This window comes from Ruegeria sp. HKCCA5463, from assembly GCF_013034175.1.
Lineage (GTDB): Bacteria > Pseudomonadota > Alphaproteobacteria > Rhodobacterales > Rhodobacteraceae > Ruegeria.
In genome coordinates this window covers 621,386-644,272 of record NZ_WQFL01000001.1, presented here as the reverse complement: position 1 = coordinate 644,272, position 22,887 = coordinate 621,386, and the positions used below count along the sequence as shown (strand labels likewise).

23 protein-coding genes are annotated in these 22,887 nt (G+C 60.1%); 11 read left to right on the top strand and 12 right to left on the bottom strand.

Annotated features, from left to right (window positions below; translation table 11 throughout):
- Position 1 precedes the first annotated feature (1 nt).
- Positions 2 to 781, bottom strand: coding sequence for an SDR family oxidoreductase (locus GOW09_RS03230; protein WP_171115596.1), 780 nt, complete (start codon positions 779 to 781; stop codon positions 2 to 4).
- Between the two features lie 73 nt (positions 782 to 854).
- Positions 855 to 1,217, bottom strand: a complete 363-nt coding sequence (locus GOW09_RS03225; protein ID WP_171115594.1) for a nuclear transport factor 2 family protein — start codon at positions 1,215 to 1,217, stop codon at positions 855 to 857.
- 109 nt (positions 1,218 to 1,326) lie between these two features.
- Here GOW09_RS03225 and GOW09_RS03220 point away from each other — a divergent pair, with 109 nt between their 5' ends.
- The 4 genes from GOW09_RS03220 (at position 1,327) to GOW09_RS03205 (ending at position 6,182) form a co-directional block, all read left to right on the top strand.
- Complete coding sequence (locus GOW09_RS03220; RefSeq protein ID WP_171115592.1) at positions 1,327 to 2,931, top strand: peptide chain release factor 3; 1,605 nt, start codon at positions 1,327 to 1,329, stop codon at positions 2,929 to 2,931.
- A 49-nt stretch (positions 2,932 to 2,980) separates the two neighbouring features.
- Positions 2,981 to 3,724, top strand: a complete 744-nt coding sequence (locus tag GOW09_RS03215) for a hypothetical protein (RefSeq protein WP_171115590.1) — start codon at positions 2,981 to 2,983, stop codon at positions 3,722 to 3,724.
- Positions 3,721 to 4,650 (top strand): glycosyltransferase family 2 protein, encoded by a 930-nt coding sequence (locus GOW09_RS03210; RefSeq protein WP_254442690.1) that lies wholly within the window; start codon positions 3,721 to 3,723, stop codon positions 4,648 to 4,650. Before GOW09_RS03215 ends, GOW09_RS03210 begins: the two co-directional genes overlap by 4 nt.
- Positions 4,651 to 4,835: 185 nt before the next feature.
- Positions 4,836 to 6,182: a DEAD/DEAH box helicase gene (locus GOW09_RS03205; RefSeq protein WP_152458188.1), complete on the top strand. Its 1,347-nt coding sequence runs from the start codon at positions 4,836 to 4,838 to the stop codon at positions 6,180 to 6,182.
- Here the strand turns inward: GOW09_RS03205 and GOW09_RS03200 are convergent.
- From GOW09_RS03200 to GOW09_RS03190, 3 genes are read right to left on the bottom strand one after another with little or no spacing between them, the layout of a single operon-like run.
- The gene (locus tag GOW09_RS03200; protein WP_152458189.1) at positions 6,179 to 7,081 is read right to left on the bottom strand and encodes an EamA family transporter; all 903 of its coding nucleotides are present in this window, start codon (positions 7,079 to 7,081) and stop codon (positions 6,179 to 6,181) included. The genes GOW09_RS03205 and GOW09_RS03200 overlap by 4 nt on opposite strands.
- A 21-nt stretch (positions 7,082 to 7,102) precedes the next feature.
- A complete protein-coding gene (locus GOW09_RS03195) occupies positions 7,103 to 8,005 on the bottom strand; it encodes a fatty acid desaturase (protein ID WP_171115586.1) in 903 nt (300 codons plus the stop codon).
- Positions 7,998 to 8,201: a DUF2061 domain-containing protein gene (locus tag GOW09_RS03190; RefSeq protein WP_152458191.1), complete on the bottom strand. Its 204-nt coding sequence runs from the start codon at positions 8,199 to 8,201 to the stop codon at positions 7,998 to 8,000. Before GOW09_RS03190 ends, GOW09_RS03195 begins: the two co-directional genes overlap by 8 nt.
- 108 nt (positions 8,202 to 8,309) lie before the next feature.
- On the opposite strand from GOW09_RS03190, the gene GOW09_RS03185 reads away from it, so the two are divergent.
- Both GOW09_RS03185 and GOW09_RS03180 read left to right on the top strand, forming a co-directional pair.
- The gene (locus tag GOW09_RS03185) at positions 8,310 to 9,179 is read left to right on the top strand and encodes a helix-turn-helix domain-containing protein (RefSeq protein ID WP_152458192.1); all 870 of its coding nucleotides are present in this window, start codon (positions 8,310 to 8,312) and stop codon (positions 9,177 to 9,179) included.
- Positions 9,180 to 9,258: 79 nt separating this feature from the next.
- Complete coding sequence (locus GOW09_RS03180; RefSeq protein WP_117868740.1) at positions 9,259 to 9,441, top strand: hypothetical protein; 183 nt, start codon at positions 9,259 to 9,261, stop codon at positions 9,439 to 9,441.
- A gap of 1 nt (position 9,442) precedes the next feature.
- On the opposite strand, the gene GOW09_RS03175 is transcribed toward GOW09_RS03180, so the two are convergent.
- From GOW09_RS03175 to GOW09_RS03160, 4 genes are all read right to left on the bottom strand, one after another.
- Entirely contained in the window at positions 9,443 to 10,201 is a 759-nt protein-coding gene (locus tag GOW09_RS03175) for an SDR family oxidoreductase (protein WP_171115584.1), read from the bottom strand.
- Positions 10,198 to 11,664, bottom strand: coding sequence for a carnitine 3-dehydrogenase (locus GOW09_RS03170; protein ID WP_171115582.1), 1,467 nt, complete (start codon positions 11,662 to 11,664; stop codon positions 10,198 to 10,200). The genes GOW09_RS03175 and GOW09_RS03170 overlap by 4 nt, the downstream gene beginning before the upstream one ends.
- A gap of 8 nt (positions 11,665 to 11,672) precedes the next feature.
- A complete protein-coding gene (locus GOW09_RS03165) occupies positions 11,673 to 11,990 on the bottom strand; it encodes a hypothetical protein (protein ID WP_171115581.1) in 318 nt (105 codons plus the stop codon).
- A gap of 61 nt (positions 11,991 to 12,051) precedes the next feature.
- A complete protein-coding gene (locus GOW09_RS03160; RefSeq protein ID WP_171115578.1) occupies positions 12,052 to 12,966 on the bottom strand; it encodes a 3-keto-5-aminohexanoate cleavage protein in 915 nt (304 codons plus the stop codon).
- Positions 12,967 to 13,099: 133 nt separating this feature from the next.
- Between GOW09_RS03160 and GOW09_RS03155 the strand changes: the two genes are divergently transcribed.
- Entirely contained in the window at positions 13,100 to 14,086 is a 987-nt protein-coding gene (locus GOW09_RS03155; RefSeq protein WP_171116527.1) for a GlxA family transcriptional regulator, read from the top strand.
- A gap of 76 nt (positions 14,087 to 14,162) precedes the next feature.
- Here the strand turns inward: GOW09_RS03155 and GOW09_RS03150 are convergent, their stop codons facing one another.
- The 3 genes from GOW09_RS03150 to GOW09_RS03140 are packed head-to-tail and all read right to left on the bottom strand — an operon-like array spanning position 14,163 to position 17,170.
- Entirely contained in the window at positions 14,163 to 15,209 is a 1,047-nt protein-coding gene (locus GOW09_RS03150; RefSeq protein ID WP_171115576.1) for an aldo/keto reductase, read from the bottom strand.
- 31 nt (positions 15,210 to 15,240) lie between these two features.
- The gene (locus GOW09_RS03145; RefSeq protein WP_171115574.1) at positions 15,241 to 15,699 is read right to left on the bottom strand and encodes a DNA polymerase III subunit chi; all 459 of its coding nucleotides are present in this window, start codon (positions 15,697 to 15,699) and stop codon (positions 15,241 to 15,243) included.
- A gap of 4 nt (positions 15,700 to 15,703) precedes the next feature.
- Entirely contained in the window at positions 15,704 to 17,170 is a 1,467-nt protein-coding gene (locus tag GOW09_RS03140; RefSeq protein ID WP_171115572.1) for a leucyl aminopeptidase, read from the bottom strand.
- A gap of 229 nt (positions 17,171 to 17,399) precedes the next feature.
- Here GOW09_RS03140 and lptG point away from each other — a divergent pair, with 229 nt between their 5' ends.
- Genes lptG through pdxA form a run of 4 tightly spaced genes read left to right on the top strand, consistent with a single transcriptional unit; the run spans position 17,400 to position 22,868 of the window.
- A complete protein-coding gene (gene lptG, locus GOW09_RS03135; protein WP_171116526.1) occupies positions 17,400 to 18,500 on the top strand; it encodes an LPS export ABC transporter permease LptG in 1,101 nt (366 codons plus the stop codon).
- Positions 18,500 to 20,662 carry an LPS-assembly protein LptD gene (locus GOW09_RS03130; RefSeq protein WP_171115570.1) on the top strand — a complete coding sequence of 721 codons (2,163 nt, stop codon included), beginning with the start codon at positions 18,500 to 18,502 and terminating at the stop codon, positions 20,660 to 20,662. The genes lptG and GOW09_RS03130 overlap by 1 nt, the downstream gene beginning before the upstream one ends.
- Positions 20,653 to 21,906 carry a peptidylprolyl isomerase gene (locus GOW09_RS03125; RefSeq protein WP_171115568.1) on the top strand — a complete coding sequence of 418 codons (1,254 nt, stop codon included), beginning with the start codon at positions 20,653 to 20,655 and terminating at the stop codon, positions 21,904 to 21,906. The genes GOW09_RS03130 and GOW09_RS03125 overlap by 10 nt, the downstream gene beginning before the upstream one ends.
- A complete protein-coding gene (gene pdxA / locus GOW09_RS03120) occupies positions 21,903 to 22,868 on the top strand; it encodes a 4-hydroxythreonine-4-phosphate dehydrogenase PdxA (protein WP_171115566.1) in 966 nt (321 codons plus the stop codon). Before GOW09_RS03125 ends, pdxA begins: the two co-directional genes overlap by 4 nt.
- Positions 22,869 to 22,887: the final 19 nt, after the last annotated feature.

Sequence of the window (22,887 nt, the reverse complement as noted above, 5' to 3'; positions counted from 1 at the left end):
ATCACATCGTCAGGTTGGTCGCACCGCCGTCCAGCAGGATATTCTGGCCAACGATGAAGCCCGCATGTTGCGAACACAGAAACGCGCAGGTCGCACCAAACTCCTGCCGTGAACCATAGCGTCTGACCGGGATCGTCGCCGCACGGTTGGCACGCGCTTCGTCAATCGAAATACCCAGTTGCGCCGCCACACCGCTGTCCAGAGAATCCGCCCGATCCGTGGCATGGATGCCCGGAAGCAGGTTGTTGATGGTCACCCCGTGAGGCGCCACCTGACGCGAGGTTCCGGCCACATAGCCCGTCAGACCTGTACGCGCCGCGTTTGACAGGCCCAGAACCGCAATCGGCGCACGCACGGATTGCGAGGTGATATTCACCACCCGGCCCCAACCCTTTTCCATCATTCCGGGAATCAGGGCCTTCATGAATGCAATCGGCGTCAACATGTTGGCATCCAGCGCCTTGATGAAATCATCACGCTCCCAGTCCGACCACGATCCGGGTGGCGGTCCGCCGGCATTTGTCACAAGAATATCAACGCCCTGCGCGGCCTCGATCACCTGCGCCTGACCGTCGGGCGTGGTCACGTCGCAAGCCACCGTCTGCACCTCGACGCCGTGTTCTGACCGAAGGCGTGCGGCTTCAGCCTCCAACACCTCGGGGCCGCGTGCGTTCATCACCAGATTCACGCCAGCCGCGGCAAGCGCCTCGGCGCAGCCAAGACCCAATCCTTTGCTGCTGGCACAGACCAGCGCGCGTTTTCCTTGAATTCCCAGATCCATCGGATCCTCCCTGTCAGTCATCGCCGCATGTCTAGCACCGGCCAGACAGGGAAGACCAGAAACGGATCGTCGATCAATAGAAGAACTCTTCCCGTATGATCTTGCCATCGGCGACGTGATAGACACCAACCTCGCGCATATCGAACGCTTCGCCGGTTTCCTTCACCTTGCCCTGCACTTCGAAAATCACGGCAAAACGGTCTTCGCCATGAGGAAGCGGATCGCTGACAGACGCACCAGACACTTCATGAGCGCTTTCCCACCACTCATGCTTGCCACGGATGGCGTCGATCCCTTTGGTTTCCCGACCCATTCCCTGAAAATCCTGCCCTTCAACCGACACCGCATCCTGCGCATACAGCTTGGACAGGTTTTCCTTGGCCCGGTCTTCCCGGCAACCAGCCACGAGTTCATCGGCAATCTCTTTCAAATTCATTGATCCACTCCATCATTTGTTCACTATATGTTCTTTCTGCCACAGACCCATGATTCGTACCAGACCCTTTGTCTTGCTTCGGCAAGATTCCCCGCATATACGCGCGCTCATGCTTGATACCTCGAACCAACCCACCCTGCCGCCCGAGATCGCCCGGCGCCGGACATTCGCCATCATCTCGCACCCGGATGCGGGAAAGACCACGCTGACGGAAAAGTTCCTGCTGTACGGGGGCGCGATCCAGATGGCCGGTCAGGTGCGTGCCAAGGGCGAGGCGCGGCGGACCCGGTCGGACTTCATGCAGATGGAAAAGGATCGCGGCATCTCGGTCTCGGCCTCGGCGATGTCGTTCGACTATGGGAACTTCCGGTTCAACCTGGTGGATACACCCGGCCACAGCGATTTCTCGGAAGACACCTATCGCACGCTGACAGCCGTGGACGCGGCCGTCATGGTGATCGACGGGGCCAAGGGCGTGGAAAGCCAGACGCAGAAACTGTTCGAGGTCTGCCGCCTGCGCGATCTGCCCATCCTGACCTTCTGCAACAAGATGGACCGCGAAAGCCGCGACACGTTCGAGATCATCGACGAAATTCAGGAAATGCTGGCCATCGACGTCACGCCCGCCGCCTGGCCCATCGGCGTGGGGCGCGACTTCATAGGCTGCTATGACATGCTGCGCGACCGGCTAGAACTGATGGACCGCGCCGACCGCAACAAGGTGGCCGAAAGCATCGAGATCAACGGGCTGGACGATCCCAAACTGGCCGAGCATGTGCCTGCCGAATTGCTGGACAAACTGCTGGAAGAGGTCGAGATGGCGCGCGAATTGCTGCCCGCGCTTGACCCGCAGGCGGTACTGGAAGGCCACATGACACCGATCTGGTTCGGTTCGGCCATCAACTCGTTCGGCGTCAAAGAACTGATGGAAGGCATCGGCGCCTATGGCCCGCAGCCACAGGTTCAATCCGCTGAACCCCGCCAGATTTCCCCGGATGAAAAGAAAGTTGCAGGCTTTGTGTTCAAGGTTCAGGCCAACATGGACCCAAAGCATCGCGACCGGGTGGCTTTTGTCCGTATGGCCAGCGGTCACTTCAAGCGTGGCATGAAGTTGACCCATGTGCGCAGCAAGAAACCGATGGCGATCTCGAACCCCGTATTGTTCCTGGCCTCTGACCGCGAGTTGGCAGAAGAGGCCTGGGCCGGTGACATCATCGGCATTCCCAACCACGGGCAGCTGCGCATTGGCGATACGCTGACCGAAGGCGAAGCGCTGCGGGTGACCGGCATCCCGTCGTTCGCGCCGGAACTGCTGCAAGGCGTCCGCGCGGGCGACCCGATGAAAGCCAAGCATCTGGAAAAAGCCCTGATGCAATTCGCCGAGGAAGGTGCGGCCAAGGTGTTCAAGCCTTCGATCGGCTCGGGCTTTGTCGTGGGGGTCGTGGGTGCATTGCAGTTCGAAGTGCTCGCCAGCCGGATCGAAATGGAATACGGCCTGCCGGTACGGTTCGAAGCATCGCAGTTCACCTCGGCCCGCTGGGTCAGCGGTGACAAGGCCGAAGTCGAGAAATTCGTGGCCGCCAACAAGCAGCACATCGCGCATGATCATGACGGCGACATCGTCTATCTGACCCGCCTGCAATGGGATATCGATCGGGTGGTCCGTGACTATCCCGCGCTGAACCTGACCGCGACAAAAGAGATGATGACCTGAGGCAACTGTCTGATTGCACAGGCAGGTTTGGCTGTGCAATCCTGCGCGCATGAGTGACGACGAACTGACCTATCCCGGTGGCCTGCCCGACATGCTGGACAGCTATGAGAACCGGCGCAGCCCGTTTCAGTTCGGCACCCTGACCCTGCCCGAGCTTGACGTCGATCTGGATGATCTGGCCAAACGCATCGTACCTGACTCCGCCACCGAATTACCGCCCGGGCGCAGCACCACCTGGGATCGCAAACGCGTTCAGATCGCGCGGGAATTCGTCGGAAAGTCAGAGCTTGCCTTCCTGAACGCCCAGCTGATCTCGAATCTCAGAAAACGCTCCTTTCCGCGTCAGGCCCCTGCGCTGTTCTGCCGGTTGTGGGACGAACATTCCGACCATCTTCTTTCCGCCCTAGACCTGCGTTGGCTGGTATCGTCTGTTCAGACTTTTGCGGATCACGGTCAAACGCCGACACAGCGCGAGGTCGGACATGCCTTGCGCGTGTTCTTCAGCATGATGAAGCTGTATGAGTTCGAGCGGCTCTTCTCGGGGCTGGCCCCCGAAACGCCGTTTCAGTTCAAGGACAGGAACCACGTCCCGCTGCCCTATCAGATGAAAGGCTTTTCCTTTGAAAAAGGCGGGCTTGACGTCAATCTCATCGCTCCGATCTGGACCAAGGCGATGAACGATCCCACGATTGCGCCGCTGGTGGATCACCTGATGATCCAATTGAACAAGGACCCAGGTGGAATTTTTCGACGCCTGAAACGCATGCGCGACGCCCGCGCACCGCGCAAATGACCACCTGGGGCATTGTTTCCATGGTCCGGGGACCAACCGAAGACGTCCTTCGGTTCGTGGCCCATCACCTCGAACTGGGGGCGGATTTCATGTATATCTACATGGACGAACCCAACCGCCGCACGTTCAGGGCACTGAGAATGCATCCCAAGGTCCGGGTCCGTAACTGTGATGACACCTTTTGGGAAAAACGCGGACGCGCACGACCGGAAAAGCATCAGGTGCGCCAGTCGGTTCACGCCACTTTTGCCTATCGAAACACTCGGCTGGATTGGTTGACACATATCGATGTGGATGAGTTTCTTTGGCCGGCGGCCCCCATTTCCGATGTCCTGCGCGATGTTCCAGACACGGTTCCCGCGGTGCGTGTCCGCCCGTTGGAGGCCTTGGCCGGGGGCGATGACCTGTTCAAAGCTCATATCCCGCATGGCCCGAACCGCGAAGCGCTGGTCGAGACCATTTACCCGAATTACGGCGCCTTCGTCATGGGCGGTTTCCTGAGTCACGTGCAGGGAAAGCTGTTCGTGCGCACCGGCTTGAAAAACCTGAGCATCCGCATCCACAACCTTTTTCAGAACAAGGTGCTGCTGCCTTGCAAATACGAGCTTCCCCAGATCGATCTGTGCCATCGTCATGCGCCGGACTGGGATCACTGGATAGCGCACTACCAGTTCCGCATGGATCGTGGCTCGTACCAGGCCGGCATGGCTCCGAATGTTCCGCGCGAACAGGGCGGGCTGAGCAAGAACGAACTGCTCAACTGGATCGAGGCCGAACAGGGCATGGACGGGCTGCGTGCGTTCTACAATGAAATGAGCGGCGCGGACGCAGAGGTGCGCGCCAACCTGGAACGCCACGGCCTGCTGCGCCACCGCCCTTTGAACCTGGACGAAAAACTACAGAAACACTTCCCCGGAAGTTGCTGAATTGTTGCTGAAATTCACCGCAGGCAACAGGCAGGGTCAGGTGAAATTCTCTTCATTTGACCCCGATCAACGTTTTTGTTATGTCCGCGTACAAGCCGAAATGTCGCATTACGCGCATGGCCATCCGGGCCCGGCACATCTTTGACGCGCGGGCCAGGTCAAGTGTCCGCAAAAACCGGACATACATGACAAAATTCAACGAACTGAACCTGAACCCGAAGGTCCTCAAAGCCATTGAAGAGGCCGGATACGAATCCCCCACTCCGATCCAGGAAGGCGCGATTCCGCCCGCTCTGGAAGGCCGTGATGTCTTGGGGATTGCCCAGACCGGCACTGGCAAGACCGCCAGCTTCACACTGCCGATGATCACCCTGCTGGCCCGGGGCCGCGCCCGCGCGCGCATGCCGCGCTCGCTGGTGCTGTGTCCGACGCGGGAACTGGCCGCCCAGGTGGCCGAGAATTTCGACACCTATACCAAACACCTGAAACTGACCAAGGCGCTGTTGATCGGTGGCGTCAGCTTCAAAGAGCAAGAGGCCCTGATCGATCGCGGCGTCGACGTTCTGATCGCCACTCCGGGCCGCCTGCTAGACCATTTCGAACGTGGCAAGCTGCTGCTGACCGGTGTTCAGATCATGGTGGTGGACGAAGCCGATCGGATGCTGGATATGGGCTTTATTCCTGATATCGAACGCATCTTCTCGCTGACGCCGTTCACGCGGCAGACATTGTTCTTCTCGGCGACCATGGCTTCCGAGATCGAGCGCATCACGGATACTTTCCTGTCCGCCCCTGCCCGGGTTGAAGTCGCCCGGCAAGCGACCGCATCCGAGACGATCGAACAGGGCGTTGTCATGTTCAAAGGCGGCCGTCGGGACCGTGAAGCAAGCCAGAAACGCAACGTGCTGCGCGCCTTGATCGACGCAGAGGGCGAAAAGTGCACCAACGCAATCATCTTCTGCAACCGCAAGACAGATGTCGATATCTGCGCGAAATCGCTGAAGAAATACGGCTATGACGCCGCTGCGATCCATGGCGATCTGGACCAATCGCAACGGATGAAGACGCTGGACGGGTTCCGCGACGGATCATTGCGTCTGCTGGTTGCGTCCGACGTCGCTGCGCGCGGTCTGGATGTTCCAGCCGTCAGCCACGTGTTCAATTTCGACGTCCCCGGCCACCCCGAGGATTACGTGCACCGTATCGGCCGCACCGGTCGCGCCGGGCGCGAAGGCAAGGCCATCACGATCTGCTCGGTCCGCGATGAAAAAGCCCTGGCTGCGATCGAAAAGCTGATCCAGAAGGACATCCCGCGCATCGACAATCCGGTCAAGGAAGAGCCCAAGCCTGAAAAGCCGAAGCCCGAGAAAAAAGCCCGGGACTCCGAAGCCAAGAAAGACACCCGGAAAGAGCGAGAGCCCAAAGGGCGTGGCCGCGGGCGCAAGGAAGACAATGGCCGGGCCGTGGTGGGTATGGGCGATCACCTGCCCAGCTTCATTGCCCTGAGCTTTGACGAGCGTCGTGCCGGCTAAATCGCCAGCACCAAGGCCAGTATCGAGACACCCAACAGCAACATCCCGGCGATTTCTCGCCGGGTGATCGTCTCGCGGAAAAACAGGATCGAGGCCATCAGGCTGAAGATCAGCTCTACCTGCCCCAGCGCTTTGACATAGGCTGCGTTTTGCAGGGTGAAGGCCCAGAACCAACAAAACGAACCGCCCAGACTGGTCAGGCCGACAAACACGCCGGTGGATCGGGTCTGCCACACCGCGCGCAGTTCGGCCCGGTCGCGCCACAACAGCCACAGGCCCATGCTGACAAACTGAAACGTCACGACGGCGGCCAGGGTGATCAGTGCCCGGAACCAGGCGTCGGCATCACCCAATTGCAACGATGCCCCGCGATAGCTGACGGCGGAGAACGCAAACAAAACCCCTGATCCAAGCCCCAGTTGGGACGCGCGGTTGGTCAGATGCCGCCACCAGGCGCCGCCTCCTCCGGGGGTTTTCGACAGCAAAAGCACCGCCATCAACCCCAACAGGATCGCAACCAGCGCGCCGCTGGAAACGCTGTCGCCCAAAACCAGAAAGCCGACGATCGCGGTCTGAATGACTTCGGTTTTCTTGAAGGTGATCCCGACCGCAAAGTTTCGTTGTTTGAACAACGCCACAACACAGATCGTCGCCAGGATTTGCGCCGTGCCTCCGATGACAGCGTACAGCCAGAACACTCCACCAATCGGAGGCAAGCTGGCGCCCGTTGTCAGCATCGCCACAAACAGCCCAGCAACGGCCAGCGGCATGGAATACGCAAATCGCGCAAAGGTCGCGCCGGCGGCAGACAGTTTCACGCTGCTCAAGGATTTTTGCAGCATGAACCGCACGGTCTGAAAACTGGCGGCGGCGATGGTGACAGGGATCCAGAGACTCATGTCACCCGTTGTGTCGCCAAATCAGTGCTTTGGCCAGAGCGGATGCGGAACCGGGTCCTTGGCGCGCAGCAGATACTGCCGGAAGATCTGTGCATAGGAGCGGTAAACATACGCCTCGTTGCAGGCCAGATACCTGTCTTTGCCATCCCGATACAACGACGGCAGCCGATACCATGGCGCGGCGGGATTCATGTGATGAACAACATGCAGGTTGTTGTTCAGAAACAGAAACGCCAACGGCCCGCTGTCTTCGATAATCACGGTCCGCGCGCGAGACTTCTCGTGCGCGCGGTGTTCCAGAAACGTGCGGATTTTCAGCAACGCCAGCCCGATATAGGCCGAAATCAGATAGGCCCAGATCGGCATGGCCGACTGTGCAACGATCCACAGTACTGCAACCGCGCCGGGGATATGCAATGCCCAGGCCAGCAGGATCGCCCTGTCGCCGCGCCGCAGCCCTCGCCATTCGTCGCGCAGAAACAGCACCTGCCCTATGGCCGGACCCAGAACCATCCGCCCCAGAAGCGTGTTGTTCAGGGCCAGCAAAGCCCGCACGCCACCCGGCAGGTCCGCCCAGACGTTGGGATCCAGATAGTTGGACTCGGGGTCGTCATACGGGTCGGTCAAAGTGGCATCCTGATGATGCGCCAAATGCAGATCGCGAAAACGGTTATACGGAATGGCCAAGGTCAGCGGCAGCGCCATCAGCGCCTCATTCAGCCATTTGGCTCGGAACGGGTGCCCGTGCAGGACTTCGTGCGTCAAAGACGAATGCAGGGCGGCAACAAAGCCCAAAACCAGCACCGTCAACCACAGCGAAACATCCGCCAACCAGAACAGCCCGACCAGCCATGCGGCATAGCAGCCGACGATCAGGGCAAATGTACCCCATTCGGGCGACTTGGGTGTTGAGGGCTCAGCCATTGCGCCCCCACGAAACTCCGGCCCAAATTCTTTCATAGACAATGTAAAGCGCCAGGCCGATGGCGGTATTCACCAGCGCCAATGCCCCGCCGACGGCGGCCGAGCCTGTGGCGATCAGGCCCACCAGCGTCATGGTGGCCAGCCCCATGACATTCCATACGATTGCTTTCACGACAGATCTTCGCCGCGTTTCCATTCCGAACCCCATTCTTTTTGCTTTTACAAAGGGGGTACCGTTCAGTGCACGCGCTGAAAATTCTGAATATGATTAACAAAATTCATCAATTGTGATACTTTTCACCTAATGCAGGAAAATATCGACAAACGCGACCGCGCCGCTCAATTCCGCCAACGCCTTGCCCGCGCGATGGAGGACCGTCACGTCAGCCAAAGCGCGCTTGCGCGCCATATCGGCGTGGACCGTTCAACCGTATCTCAGTTGTTGACCGATCATGGCGCGCGTCTTCCCAATGCGCATGTTGTGGGTGGCTGCGCCGCGGCACTGGGCGTTTCGGCCGACTGGTTGCTGGGCCTGTCCGACAGGCCGGAAAGCGCGGCAGAGATTTTGGCCAGTTCCTTGTCCATTACCGAAGCGCCCCGCGCCCTGGTCGATGAGCGGATTTTCGACTGGCACAAAGAAGCCGCCGGGTACAAGATCCGCTATGTTCCGGCCGCCCTGCCTGACATGCTCAAGACGCGCGCGGTGCTGGAGTGGGAATATGCCCCCCATCTGGGGCGCACGGCGGATCAGGCCATCGGTGCGTCCGAAGACAGGTTGGCGTGGATGCGCAGTGCGCAGTCTGATTACGAAATTGCAATGCCATTGTTCGAGATCGAAAGCTTTGCAAGCGGCACGGGGTATTACCATGGCCTTTGCCCAAAAATTCGTCAGGAGCAGATCGATCATCTGCTGGAGCTGTGTGAACAGCTTTATCCCCGAATGCGTATCTATCTGTTCGATGCCAAACGGCTTTATTCAGCCCCTGTAACGATTTTCGGGCCGCTGCTGTGCGTCTTTTACGCAGGCAGTCACTATATGGCGTTCCGAGACCGGGACCGGATCGAGACATTTTCACGGCACTTCGACACACTTGTGCGCGAGGCCGATGTGGCCGCTCGCGATTTCCCGGACCACTTGCGACAACTCAGAACGGCTGTATCCGGCAAGAATTGATGCAGCGGCGCAAAACCTGTGCTATCGTCCCTTGGCGCGAACCAACGGGCATTCCGATCACAAACGGAGGACCACAGGAATGGACGCAATTCAAACCGCTCAATACGCGCGCGCGCTGTATGCCGCGCACGGAGACCGGGCCGAGGCGGAAGCCGCGCAGAAAATGCGTGAATGCGAAGCCGCCGGAAACCAGAAAGAGGCGCAGGATTGGCAGGCGGTCCGTCAGACCATCCGCCAGATCCGGGGACCAAATCAGGGCTGACCTACAGTTTTGGGTCGGGGTTGACCGTGTGCCCATCCACCGCAATCACCTGCCCAGACACCAGCCGTGCTGCGTCTGAAGCAAGAAAGACGGCCATATTGGCGATATCCTGCGCTTCCACAAAGCGCCCCATAGAGGTGCCCGAGGCATAGCCCTGATAGACCTCATCGCGGGTCATGCCTTTCGCAGCTGCCTCTCGGGCCAAGACACCTTCCATACGCGGGCCTTCCACGGCACCCGGGCAAATGGCGTTTGCGCGAATGCCCATCGGCCCAAGTTCCATCGCCAGCGTTTTCATCAACCCTATGACCGCCCATTTGGCCGAGGCATAGGGCGCTCGGAACGGATAGCCGTACTGACCAGCTGTCGAAGAGGTCAAAATGATGCTGCCCGCCCGCGCCGATTTCATCATAGGGGCCGCGTGCTTGGCGGCCAGAAAGGCCCCGTCCAGATTGACCGCGACGCAGGCGCGCCATGCATCCAGATCGATATCCTCGATCGCGTTGGTCGGCCCGGCGACTCCGGCATTTGCGCACAGAACATCCAGCCCGCCTGCGGCCCCGACAGCCTGAAACACCGCGCTCATGTCGGCCTCATTTGTCACATCAGCCCTGTGCGCCACCCAATGGTCGGGCAAGATATCCAGGGCTGACTGGTCAATATCCGTTACCCAGACATCATAACCAGCAGCGTCAAACGCCGCGGCCATGGCATGACCGACACCCGATGCCCCGGCCGTTACCAATACGCGCCTGGTCACGATGGCTTCCGAATGGCGGCACCCGCCCCTTCAGGGTAAGGCAAACCGGCCTGTGCCTCGGCAATCCGCGCCATCGCTGCTTCGATCTTGGGCGACGGCGGGCTGGGACGGCGGGTTTCAAGACTGACATGCAGCAGAAAGCTCTCGCCCGTGGCCAACAGCTTGTCGCCTTCATACATGCTGTGAAAGACATGCAGCTTCTTGCCCTGCCCCAACAGCATCTGCGTGCGCACGTCGATCTTCGCCCCTGCATGGACCTCGTCGATGTAACGGATGTGGTTCTCGGCGGTGAAATAGCTGCCACCCGACGCGATATACTCCATATCGCAACCGATGATCTCCATGAAACGGTCCGTGGCGGCCGCAAAGGCTTCCAGATACTTGGCTTCGTTCATATGGCCGTTGTAATCCGTCCAGTCCAACGGAACGGCGCGGGACAGGGTCAGGATCGGCTGGCTCAGATCCGCCTGATCCAGCGACGGCAGGGCACCCGGTTTCAACAGCGCATCATGCTGGTTCAGCACCGCCCCAGCGCCATAATTCTGCGCCTTGAGGGCCCGCATCATGCCAACAAGATTGTTGTCGCGAATGCGCTCCAGTTCCCGGATCGAATGCATTCCGGATTGCGCGTCTGACTGATCGGCGATCAGGTCGACCAGTTCATCGGTGAATTCCGGCACGTCCATCAGCTTGGTCCAGGGCCATTTCAAGGCTGGCCCGAACTGAGCCATGAAATGCCGCATCCCCGCTTCACCTCCGGCCACGCGGTAGGTTTCGAACAATCCCATCTGCGCCCAGCGGATGCCAAAGCCCATCCGGATCGCCTCGTCGATTTCTTCGGTGGTTGCAATGCCATCCTTGACCAGCCAGAGCGCCTCGCGCCAGACGGCTTCCAGAAAGCGGTCGGCGATATGCGCGTCGATCTCTTTCTTGACATGCAGCGGAAAGAATCCAACCGAGGTCAGCAATTCCCTGGCCCTTTCAATCAACTGCTGTGGGTTTTTGTCGGTCGGCACCAGCTCGATCAGCGGCAGCAGATAGACTGGATTGAACGGGTGCGTCACGACGATCTGTTCGGGCCGCAAAGCACCTTCCTGAAGCTCGGATGGTTTGAACCCGCTGGTCGATGACCCGATGATCGCATCTGGATCACAAGCCTCCTGCAAGCCCTTGTAAACCTTCAGCTTCAAGTCCAGCCGCTCTGGCACGCTTTCCTGGACCCACGTCGCGCCCTGTACGGCGTCGGCCATGTCGTCATGAAAGCTCAGCGCGCCCTCGGCCGGTAACGGAACGTCACTCAGCCCCGGCAGGGATCGCCGTGCGTTGTCCAGTACTTCGCCTATTTTGCGTTCTGCTTCGGGGTCCGGGTCGAACACCCGAACGTCCCAGCCATTGAGCAGGAACCGTGCGGCCCATCCGCCGCCGATGACACCGCCCCCGATAATTGCTGCCGTCTTTGTCATGCTGTCCTCTAATCGATACAGATTACCTGCGCGCGCGCCGTCTCATCCAAATGCGGAATGCATCCGAATTTCGGCGTCACCGCGCTGCATTGTTTGGTGTCCGACAGGCAGAACCCTGCGCAGTCAGAGGCTTTTTCACAGGAGTTTCCAGCGTCGGGCAATGGTTCAAAGCAGATAAACTGCCGTATCCGCCCGCCCATCTCATAGCTTCCCCCTTTGGCTTCGCAGTCCTCGCGGGCCAAAGGATCTTCCGCGGTCTGTGCCACCCCGACCCGGGGCAGACATACGGCCAAGACCGTCGCGCAGATTACAAGCACCGATCGCATTGCTCACTTCCTTTTGCTGGCGCCCCCGCACTTACCGGTCATGGCAAGGGACGCAAGCAGGTCAACCTTTGGGCGCCCGTTTGACCAGCCCCAGCTTCTCGCGCACCTCGGCCGGGCCGATCACCCGCGCGCCCATGTTCTCGATGATGGTGCCTGCGCGTTCGACCAATTGCCAGTTTTCGGCCAGCACACCCTTGTCCAGCCACAGGTTGTCCTCGAGCCCCACGCGCACATTGCCGCCCGCCAGCACCGAGGCCGCCACATAGGCCATCTGATGCCGCCCCAGCGAGAACGCGCTGAAGGTCCAGTCATCGGGCACGTTGTTTACCATCGCCATGAAGGTGTTCAGATCATCCGGCGCGCCCCACGGCACGCCCATGCACAGTTGAACCAGGGCGTTGGGTTCCAGAATTCCCTCTTTCACCAGTTGCTTGGCAAACCACAGATGGCCAGTGTCAAAGGCCTCGATCTCGGGTTTCACGCCCAGATCGGTCATCATCTGCCCCATAGCCCGCAACGCGCCGGGCGTATTGGTCATGACGTAATCCGCCTCGGCAAAGTTCATCGTCCCGCAATCCAGCGTGCAGATTTCGGGCAGACATTCGGCCACATGCGCCACACGCTCGGTCGCACCAACCAGATCGGTTCCAGCCTCGGCCAATGGCAACGGGTTTTCGATACCGCCGAACACCATGTCTCCGCCCATGCCAGCCGTAAGGTTCAGCACTGCGTCCACCTCGGCATCCCGAATCCGATCGGTCACCTCACGATACAGCGCCAGATCGCGCGACGGGGCACCTGTTTCGGGGTCGCGCACATGGCAGTGCACCACGGCCGCACCCGCCTTCGCGGCGGCAATCGCACTGTCGGCAATTTGCTTCGGTGAACGTGGCACATGCGGGCTGCGATCCTGCGTCCCGCCCGAGCCGGTCACGGCGCAGGTGATGAAGACTTCGCGGTTCATTTCCAGAGGCATGGCGTTTTCCCCAAGTTATACCCGGTTTTGCCTTGGGTTTTCCCCAGGCTTCTCCACGGATTCCGATTTGCGTTCTGGCCCGACTCTGGCGCAGCCTTGGGAAAACCACTTGGCAGAATGCGAATCGAACTTGATGCAATCCGCAAAAAACATACTGCAACCCGAACATCGGGCCCTGAAAACCGCCGTTCTGGTGCTGGATGAATGCAACACGCTCAGCTTCGCCTCGGCGGTCGATCCGATGCGCGCGGCCAACCGTCTGGCGGACCGGCCCGCATTTGACTGGGACTATGTGACCGCCACAGCCGAACCCGCGATGCTGACCAGCGCGTTGCAAGTGCCCGGCATCCCGCTCGCTCGCCTGCAAGGTTGCGACCTCATGATTGTCGTCGCGGGCTTCCAACTGGCCCGCCACGCCACCCCCAGCCTGCTGGCCGGGCTGCGCCGCATTGCCGGTACCGGGGCGACGATGGCCGGGATTGACGGCGGCCCCTGGTTGCTGGCCGAGGCCGGGCTGCTGGACGGCCACCCCGCGACAACCCACTGGGAAGACCTGGAAAGCTTCGCTTCCCGCTTCCCCGACGTCGAAGTGCGCCCCGACCGTTTCACCGTCTCGGACGGTCGCCTGACCTCGGGCGGCGCGATTCCCGCTGTCGAGATGATGCTGCACATCATCGCCGCCCGTCATGGCGCGGGTTTCGCCTCCCGTGTCTCGGGCCTGTTCCTCTATGATGGCGCGCCGGACCCGGGCAAACCGCAAAGCCGCACCGGCGTTCCACATCGCCACACCGCGCTGACGGCAAAGGCGAATTCGCTGATGCAGGCATCCCTGGATGACCCCCTGCCACTGGCCCATATCGCAGACCAGCTGGGCACCAGCCCGCGCACCCTGCAACAACAGTTCCGCCTGCGCCTGAACACCACGCCGCAGGATCATTATCTGCAACTGCGCCTGGCCGAGGCCCGCCGTCTGGTCACAGACACCGACCTTCCACTGATGGATGTCGCGCTGGCCACCGGTTTTGCCTCGCAATCCAGCTTCGCCCGCGCTTTCCGCACCGCGCATGGCCAATCTGCCCGCGACCTCAGGCAAGAGCGCGCGCACCCCACCCATCACTGACCGGATCCAACTTCATCTGGCCAGAAATATCCCGGGGGAGGCACGCGCAGCGTGCCGGGGGCAGAGCCCCCTCGCCTCAGTACGGCATCGGGTGCGCCTTGTGGACAGCGTCCAGCTCGGCCAACACCTCCTTTGACAACGTCAAATCCGCACCGGCCAATACGTGTTCAAGCTGCGCGACCGTGGTCGCGCCAAAAATCGCCGACATCATGAATGGTCGCGAGCGGCACCAGGCCAACGCCATATGGGTCGGATCCAGGCCATGTCGCGCGGCAACATCCAGATAGGCCGCGACCGCATCAAACACCCGGTCAGACTTGCGCCCGCCCAATTGAGGCGAAAGCGACATACGAGAGCCGTCCGGCACGGCCCCGCCCTGGTATTTCCCGGTCAGCAGCCCGGTACCCAGGGGTGAAAACGCCATCAGGCCGACATCTTCATGTACGCTCAGCTCGGCCATGTCGGTATCGAACAGACGGCACAGCAACGAATACTCATTCTGCACGGACGCCGCACGCGGTGTGCCCGTCTGTTCGGCCAGTCTCAGCCACTGCGCCGTACCCCATGCGCTTTCATTCGACAGACCAAAAGCACAGATGTTGCCTTTGTCCACCTGAACCTGCAAGGCCTCCAGACACTCCTGCATGTTTTCCAGAACGTCCGCGGTATTGTGGCCCGAAGGCGCATAATCCCAGTTTTGACGGAACATATAGCTGCCGCGATTGGGCCAGTGGAACTGGTAGAGATCGATGTAATCCGTCTGCAAACGCCGCAAGGACCCTTCGATGGCCTCGGGAATGGTCTTGGCAGTGATCGGCGCACCGTCGCGAACATATGACAGCCCCTCACCCGAATGCTTGGTCGCCAGTACGAAATCCACCCGGCGCGACGAATTTGCAGCGTTCCAGTTTCCAAGAATTTCTTCGGTACGACCAATTGTCTCTTTGGCGACAGGATTCACCGGATACATCTCGGCGGCATCCACAAAGTTGATCCCCGCGTCCAGCGCCATGTCCATCTGCCGGTGCGCATCCGATTCCGAGGTCTGCGACCCGAACGTCATCGTCCCGAGGCAAAGATCGCTCACGACAATCCCGGTGCGGCCCAGAGGCTTCATCTGCATCCTCAAATCTCCTGATAAATGGCACGGCCCGTCAGGCTTCGGCCTTCTTTTCCCACCGCCCGGTTTCTTCCGACCAGTATTGCGCGGCGCATCCGGCGCCGGTCAGCGTCTTCCACTGCCCCCGCGCGTGCTGCACGGCCATGTCATCATTGCCGTCGAACAGAATGCAAACCCGCTTCAGGGCCGACACCTCTTCGGGTTCGACCGGCGCGCTGTCCACCGCCATGACACACACCGCGCCGTTAGGGGCCTCGGCGCTGGTGGTCAGAAGGATCGGCTGCTCGGCATCATGCGGGCCGCCTTCGCGACCATGCGGCAGGAACCCGTCCTCGGGGCCCAGCCACAGCTTTTCATCCAGCCAGTCCATCCGTGCGGGATCGGTGCCCCGCACGGCAATCTTCCACCCGGCCTGCCGCGCCTTGTCCAGCAGCACAGGCAAGGTGTGCTCCAGCGGCTGGCGGGTCAGATGGTAGAAATAGACAGCACCCATTCGCTTACTCGAAATTGTCCTGCACGAACCGGCTCAGCGCGCGCACACCCCAGCCCGTGGCACCTTTGGGCGCATAGGATGTCTCGGACGACACCGAAGCCACACCCGCGATATCCAGATGAATCCATGGTGTATCCTCTTTCACGAAACGTTGCAGAAACTGCGCCGCCGTGATCGAGCCCGCCGGACGGCCACCGACGTTCTTCATGTCGGCGATGCGCGATTTGAGCAGCTTGTCATAGGCATCGCCCAACGGCATCCGCCACGCGCCTTCATCCTCGGCCCGGGCCGATTTCAGGAAGGCGTCACAGAATGTGTCATTGTTGGAAAACACACCTGCATTCTCATGACCCAGCCCGATGATGATCGCCCCGGTCAGGGTGGCCAGATCGATCATGCCCACCGGATTGAACCGCTCCTGTGCGTACCACATCACGTCGCACAGAACCAAACGGCCTTCGGCATCCGTGTTGATGATCTCGACCGTGTCGCCCTTCATCGACTTGACCACATCGCCCGGACGGGTGGCATTGCCCGAAGGCATGTTCTCGACAAGCCCGACAAGGCCCACCACATTGGCCTTGGCCTTGCGCTTGGCCAACGCGCGCATCGTGCCCGCGACAACACCGGCACCGCCCATGTCCATGGTCATGTCTTCCATGCCACCGGCCGGTTTCAGCGAAATGCCACCTGTGTCGAAAACCACCCCCTTGCCCACCAGAGCCAAGGGCGCATCGTCCTTGTCGCCGCCATTCCAGTGCATCACAACGACTTTGGACGGGCTGGCAGAGCCCTGCCCGACGCTCAGCAAAGTGCGCATGCCCAGTTCAGCCAGCTTGTCCTCTTCCAGAACTTCGACTTCCAGGCCCAGCTCCTGCATCTCGACAAGACGATCGGCAAATTCCGTGGTGGTCAGAACATTTGCAGGTTCGTTGGTCAGATCACGGGTCATCCGCACGCCGTCGGCGATCGCGTATAGCGGTGCAAACTCTGCTTCGGCTTCCTTGGGTTTTGAATGTCCGATCGTAATTGAACCGCTGCCTTCGCTGTCCTTGGTTTTGTGCGCGTTGAAATCATAACTGCGCAGCACCATGCCAAGGGCCAGATTTTCGGTATGCGCCTGATTGCCGACCATCACCAGCATGTCCTTGCAACCTGCGGATTTGGCCAACGCGGCACCAGCCTTGCGGGCCTCGTCGGCTTCCGGGCGGCGCGGCAGCACGACGACGTCCAGCGCTTCGGCCGCCATCCCAGCCGGCCAGGCCATCGAGATAACATCGCCGGTCTTGGACTTTCCGAATTTCTCACTTTCGACAAGCCGCGCCACAGCGCCTTTCGTCAGACGATTGGCCCGACGCGCCGCAGGGTTCATTTTTCCGTCCGACGGAATGATGATGGCCACCCGCCCTTCGGCCTGCGCCATCGCATCCAAGTCAAACTCCTGAAAGCGGACCGGTATCAGACTGCTCATTGCAAACTCCTCGAATTCTGTTCCCCAAGACCTAGCCCGCGCCGCCCGACTTGACCAGATAGCAGTTTTCCCCGCGTTTCAATTGCAGTAAGGTCCCGAAAAAATAACCGGCAGGCTCGGGGGAGAAAGACGTGACACGAGAGGGCAGGCATACGCCGTCGCGCAGGAAGACATGCACGCGCGATTTCGGCCCGTTTTCCGGCGCAAAAGGCTTGGCGGGGGCAGTCTTGTGATCCTCGACCGCTATTTCGCCCGCCGCTTTCTACAGAGCTTTCTGGTCATCGGCGGTATTTTTCTGACCTTGATGATTCTCATCGATCTGATCGAACAGATCCGCCGATTTGACGACGTCGACCTGTCCTTCGGCCAATTGTTGCACCTGACGCTTCTGAACACACCGGCCGCCATTAGTGAAATGCTGCCCCTGCTGGTCATTCTGTCCACCATTGCCTTGTTCGTCGGGCTGGCGCGGACCTCTGAACTCGTGGTGACCCGCGCCACGGGTCGCTCGGGTATCCGCGCACTGGTCGCGCCAGCGGCGCTGGCCCTGATCATCGGTGCGCTTGCGGTGGCATTGCTGAACCCCATCTCTGCGGCCACATCCCAAGAATTCCAACGCCTGTCTGATTCCTATCGAAACAACGGCAGTTCAGCGCTTTCGATCAGCAGCGAAGGCCTTTGGCTGCGTCAATCCGCGGAAAACGGTCAGGCCGTCATCCATGCCCGGGGCACCTCGAACGGGGATACGCTTGGCCTGGACGACGTAACCATCATCACCTTTGCGCGCGATGGCAAACCCACCCAGCAGATCGTCGCCGACAGGGCCGTGCTGGAAGACGGAAACTGGGTCCTGTCGCGGGCCAAGATCTGGAATTTGCAGAATGGGCAGAACCCCGAAACCAGTTCGGTGGAGCATGAACGGCTGGAGTTGCCGACCTCGCTGACCCGGCAGCGGATTCTGGACACTCTGGGGCAACAGGATTCAGTGTCGGTTTTTGACCTGCCGCAACTGATCAAGGATCTGCGCGAAGCCGGGTTTTCGACCAAGCAATATGAAGTCTGGTTGCAGGTGCAGCTGGCCCGGCCGTTCTTTCTGGTCTCGATGGTGCTGATCGGGGCTGCTTTCACCATGCGCCACGTTCGGTTCGGCGGTACCGGAATAGCAGTTTTGACGGCCGTACTGCTTGGCTTTGCCATCTATTTCGTCCGCAATTTTGCGCAAATCCTCGGGGAAAACGGACAATTGCCCGTCTATATCGCGGCCTGGGCGCCGCCCTTCGCCGCCATCTTGTTGTCCCTTGGCCTGCTTCTACACGCGGAGGACGGCTGATGCGGAGCATGATTTCCCTGCTGCTGACCAGCGCAATCGCGTTGTCGGCACCGACCGTTCTGGCGGCGCAAACCACGTCGGCCGAGCCTGACCCGCAAGCTGCGCAGTCACAGGCCGAACCCGCCCTTTTGGTTGCCGACAAAGTCTTTATTACACCCGACAGAAAACTGGTGGCCGAAGGCAATGTCGAAGCCTTTCAGGGCGATACCAAGCTGTCAGCCCAACGTGTCACCTATGACCGGGAAACGGGTGAGCTGACGCTCGAGGGACCTATTCGCATTGATCAGGGGGGCCAGTCGACCCTTCTGGCCGATTCCGGACAGCTGGACAGCGGTATCCAAAACGGTCTGCTGATCGGTGCTCGGATGGTTTTCGATCAGCAGATCCAGATTGCCTCGGTTCAGGCGAAACGGGCAGCGGGCCGCTATACGCAATTCAGCAAGGTCTCGGCCACTTCCTGCCATGTCTGCACCAATGGTAAGCCACCCCTTTGGCAGATCCGCGCCCGCAAGGTCACACATGACCAGTTGGAGCGGCAATTGTACTTTGAAGGCGCGCAGCTTCGCGTGCTTGATTATCCGGTATTCTATTTCCCGTATCTGCGCTTGCCGGATCCGACATTGGAGCGCGCAACCGGCTTTCTTGTGCCGTCGATCCGCAGCACCTCACAACTGGGAACGGGGGTTCAGGTTCCCTATTTCTTCAAGCTGGGGGACCACAAGGATCTGACCTTGACGCCGTACTTGTCGGGCAAGACCACGACGCTGGGGTATCGATATCGCCAGGCGTTCGTGAACGGGCGCATTCAGCTTGAAGGGGCCTATACCCGTGATGATGTCCAGCCCGATCAGGATCGCGGTTATCTGTTCGCCAGCGGTTGGTTCAACCTGAAGAACGATTTCCGGCTGACATTCGCTCTGCAAACCACCTCGGACGACGCCTATCTGGCGGACTACGGGCTGCCGGGCCTGGATCGTTTGCGCAGCGAGATAGCGCTGGAACGGATCAAACGCGACACCGCGTTCAAAACAAGCCTGATCCATTACAAAACACTGCGTGACAGTGAAAATCAGGACGAAATCCCATCCCGCGTCTTCGACCTGAATTATGAAAAGCGATTCTTCCCCGGCGCACTTGGCGGCGAGGTTCGGCTGGCTTTCATCGGTCATGCACATGAACGCACCAGCGACGCCGATATCGTTGGCCGTGACCTAGCAAGGGCAACTGTTGATGCCGAATGGTTGCGAAGCTGGACATTTGCATCGGGCCTGCGCGCGGACGCGACGCTGGGCGCATCGGTGGATACGTTCAATATTCGCCATGACAGCAACTTTCCCAGCAATGTGACCCGCTCGACGCCGCGCGCGGCGTTGACGCTTCGCTATCCGATGACCCGTCGTGAAAAGACCGGCGCGGTTCAGCTTCTGGAACCGATCGCACAGTTGGGATGGACCCATGTCTCGGACACTGATGTGCCAGATGATGAAAGCACGTTTCAGGAATTCGATCAGGGTAACCTGCTGGCCCTGTCCCGATTCCCTGCGGAAGATCAGCGCGAAGACGGTGCCACCGGGGTCATCGGCCTGAACTGGGCCCGCTATGGTGCAGACGGACAGCAGGCGCTTGTAACGTTGGGTCAGGTGTTTCGGGCGGATGCCGACCCGAATTTCACCCTGACGTCCGGGTTGCAGGGCACCACGTCCGACTTGCTGGTGGCGGGGCAAATCACCACGGCCAACGGTTGGTCACTCGGCGGGCGCGGTCTGATAGACAGCGATTTCAGTTTCGTCAAAGCTGAATTGCGCGGCGCCTGGGCATCCGAGTTTGCCGGCCTGTCCGGAAGTTATATCTGGCAGGAAGAGGATCCGGCGGAAAACATTGCGGATGAAATCTCGGAAATCTGGCTTCTGGGCCGCTATCAAGTCGACCAGAACTGGCTTACGAATGCCGAGGCACGCTATGATCTGAACCAGTCAGAGCCAATCCGGTTGGGGCTTGGTGTAACCTACCAGAACGAATGTGTTCAGGTTAACATGTCCGTAAGCAGACGCTTTACTTCAACATCCACTATTGAGCCTTCGACAGAATTCGGCTTTACCCTATCGCTGACAGGATACGCCCTTGAAGGCGGTGGTAACACATACAAGAGAAAATGCAGTTGATATCAGGTTTCTCCAGGTTTCTTCGTTCCGGTTGGCACAAACCGGTCACGCCGGCACTGGCCGCCGTTTTCCTCGCTTTTTCAGCACCGCAGGTCAGCGCCCAGAGCCTGTTCTCGCCAGCGATCCGCGTGAATCAGGATATCGTCACCTGGTACGAACTGGAACAGCGCCTGCAATTCCTGAATGTTCTGGGCCTGCCCGGCGGCAATGAAGCTGACGTCAGAGAAGCCCTGATCGAAGAAAAATTGCGCAAGCAGGCCATGCGTGAAGCAGGCGTGGAAGCTGCGCCGGAAGCCGTACAACTGGGTATCGACGAGTTCGCCTCGCGCGGGCAATTGTCCACCGAACAGTTCCTGCAACTTTTGGGTGAGGCAGGCGTCGACCCGGAAACTGTCCGTGATTATGTTGCAGATCAGCTGGCCTGGCGCGACTATATCAGCTCGCGCTATCTGTCGCAGGCCCGTCCGACCGAAGACGAGATTGATCGCGCGCTGGGACAAACCGGTGGCGGCGGCCTTCAGGTTTTGCTGTCCGAGATCATCATCCCGGTGAACCCACAAACCGTTGCACAGACCGAATTGCTGGCGGAAGAAATCTCGCGACTTGAAACTATCGAAGCGTTTTCAGCCGCAGCGGCGCAATATTCCGGAGCGGCAACCCGCAACGAAGGCGGACGTCTGGACTGGCTGAATATCTCCAACCTGCCTCCTGCCTTGCAGCCGGTTATTCTTGGGCTTCAGAACGGTGAGATCACCGATCCCATCAGTTTGCCAAACGCCGTCGCCCTGTTTCAGTTGCGCGGATTGCGCGAGGTGGCAACCGCAGCGCCGCGTATTTCCAAGCTAGATTATGCTGCCTATTACCTGCCGGGTGGTCGCAGCGCCGAGACCCTGGCCCGGGCTGCCGCCCTGCGGGAGGAGATCGACACCTGCGATGACTTGTATGGAATCGCCAAGGATCAACCCGTCGAAGTCCTGGACCGTATCGAAGCCAGCCCTTCAGAAGTACCACGCGATTTCGCCGTAGAGCTGGCCAAGCTGGATCGCTTCGAGGTGTCAACAAACCTGACCCGAAACAACGGGCAGACGCTGGTGTTCTTGATGCTGTGCAACCGAGTCCGCGACCTGGGCGAAGACACCTCGCGGGCGGATGTCGCGAATGCACTGGCGCAGCAGCGGCTACAGGCCTTTGCGTCCAGCCTGGTTGAGCAGCTGCGGGCTGACGCCACCATTGTTCAGGAATGACACGCCCGATTGCGCTCAGCTGCGGTGAACCGGCCGGGATCGGCCCTGAAATCGCGGCCAAAGCATGGGCCGAGCTGCGCCAAACCTGCCCGTTTTTCTTTATCGGCGACGCCAACCACCTGCCCGCTGGCACGCCCATTGCGAAAATCCAAACCCCTTCGGATGCTGTTGCAGTCAGTGATCAGGCCTTGCCCGTGCTGCAACTGAACTTCCCTGCTGCAAACATGCCCGGTCAGCCAGACCCGGCCAATGCCCCATCGGTGATCGATGCCATCGAAACCGGCGTCGATCTTGTGAAAGCCGGGGCAGCGGCCGCTCTTTGCACCGCGCCCATTCACAAGAAGGCCCTGATCGACGGGGCCGGGTTTACCTATCCCGGCCATACCGAGTTTCTGGCTGCGCTGTCGGGCACCCGCCGGGTTGTCATGATGCTGGCCAGCGACCAGTTGCGGGTTGTCCCGGCGACAATCCACATTCCCTTGGCGCAGGTTCCCGCCGCGCTAACGCCCGACCTGCTGCGCGAGACGATCGAAATCACCGCGCGCGGCCTGCGCGACCAGTTTGGCATACAGCACCCCCGTATCGCCATAGCCGGCCTGAACCCCCATGCCGGCGAAGGCGGCAAAATGGGCAGCGAGGAGCTTGACTGGATCGCCCCAATGCTGGCCCGTCTGAACCCGGAAGATGCGAGCCTGACGGGCCCGCACCCTGCGGATACGCTGTTCCACGCCGCTGCCCGCGCCCGCTATGACGCGGCGATCGCAATGTATCATGATCAGGCCCTGATCCCGATCAAGACACTGGATTTCGACCGGGGCGTTAACGTCACCCTTGGCCTGCCCTTCATCCGCACGTCGCCAGATCATGGCACTGCACTGGATATCGCCGGGAAAGGCATCGCCAATCCTACCAGCCTGATCGAAGCTCTGAAGCTTGCCCAACGCATGGCACAAGGCTCTTGATCCTTCATCTGGCTGAAAA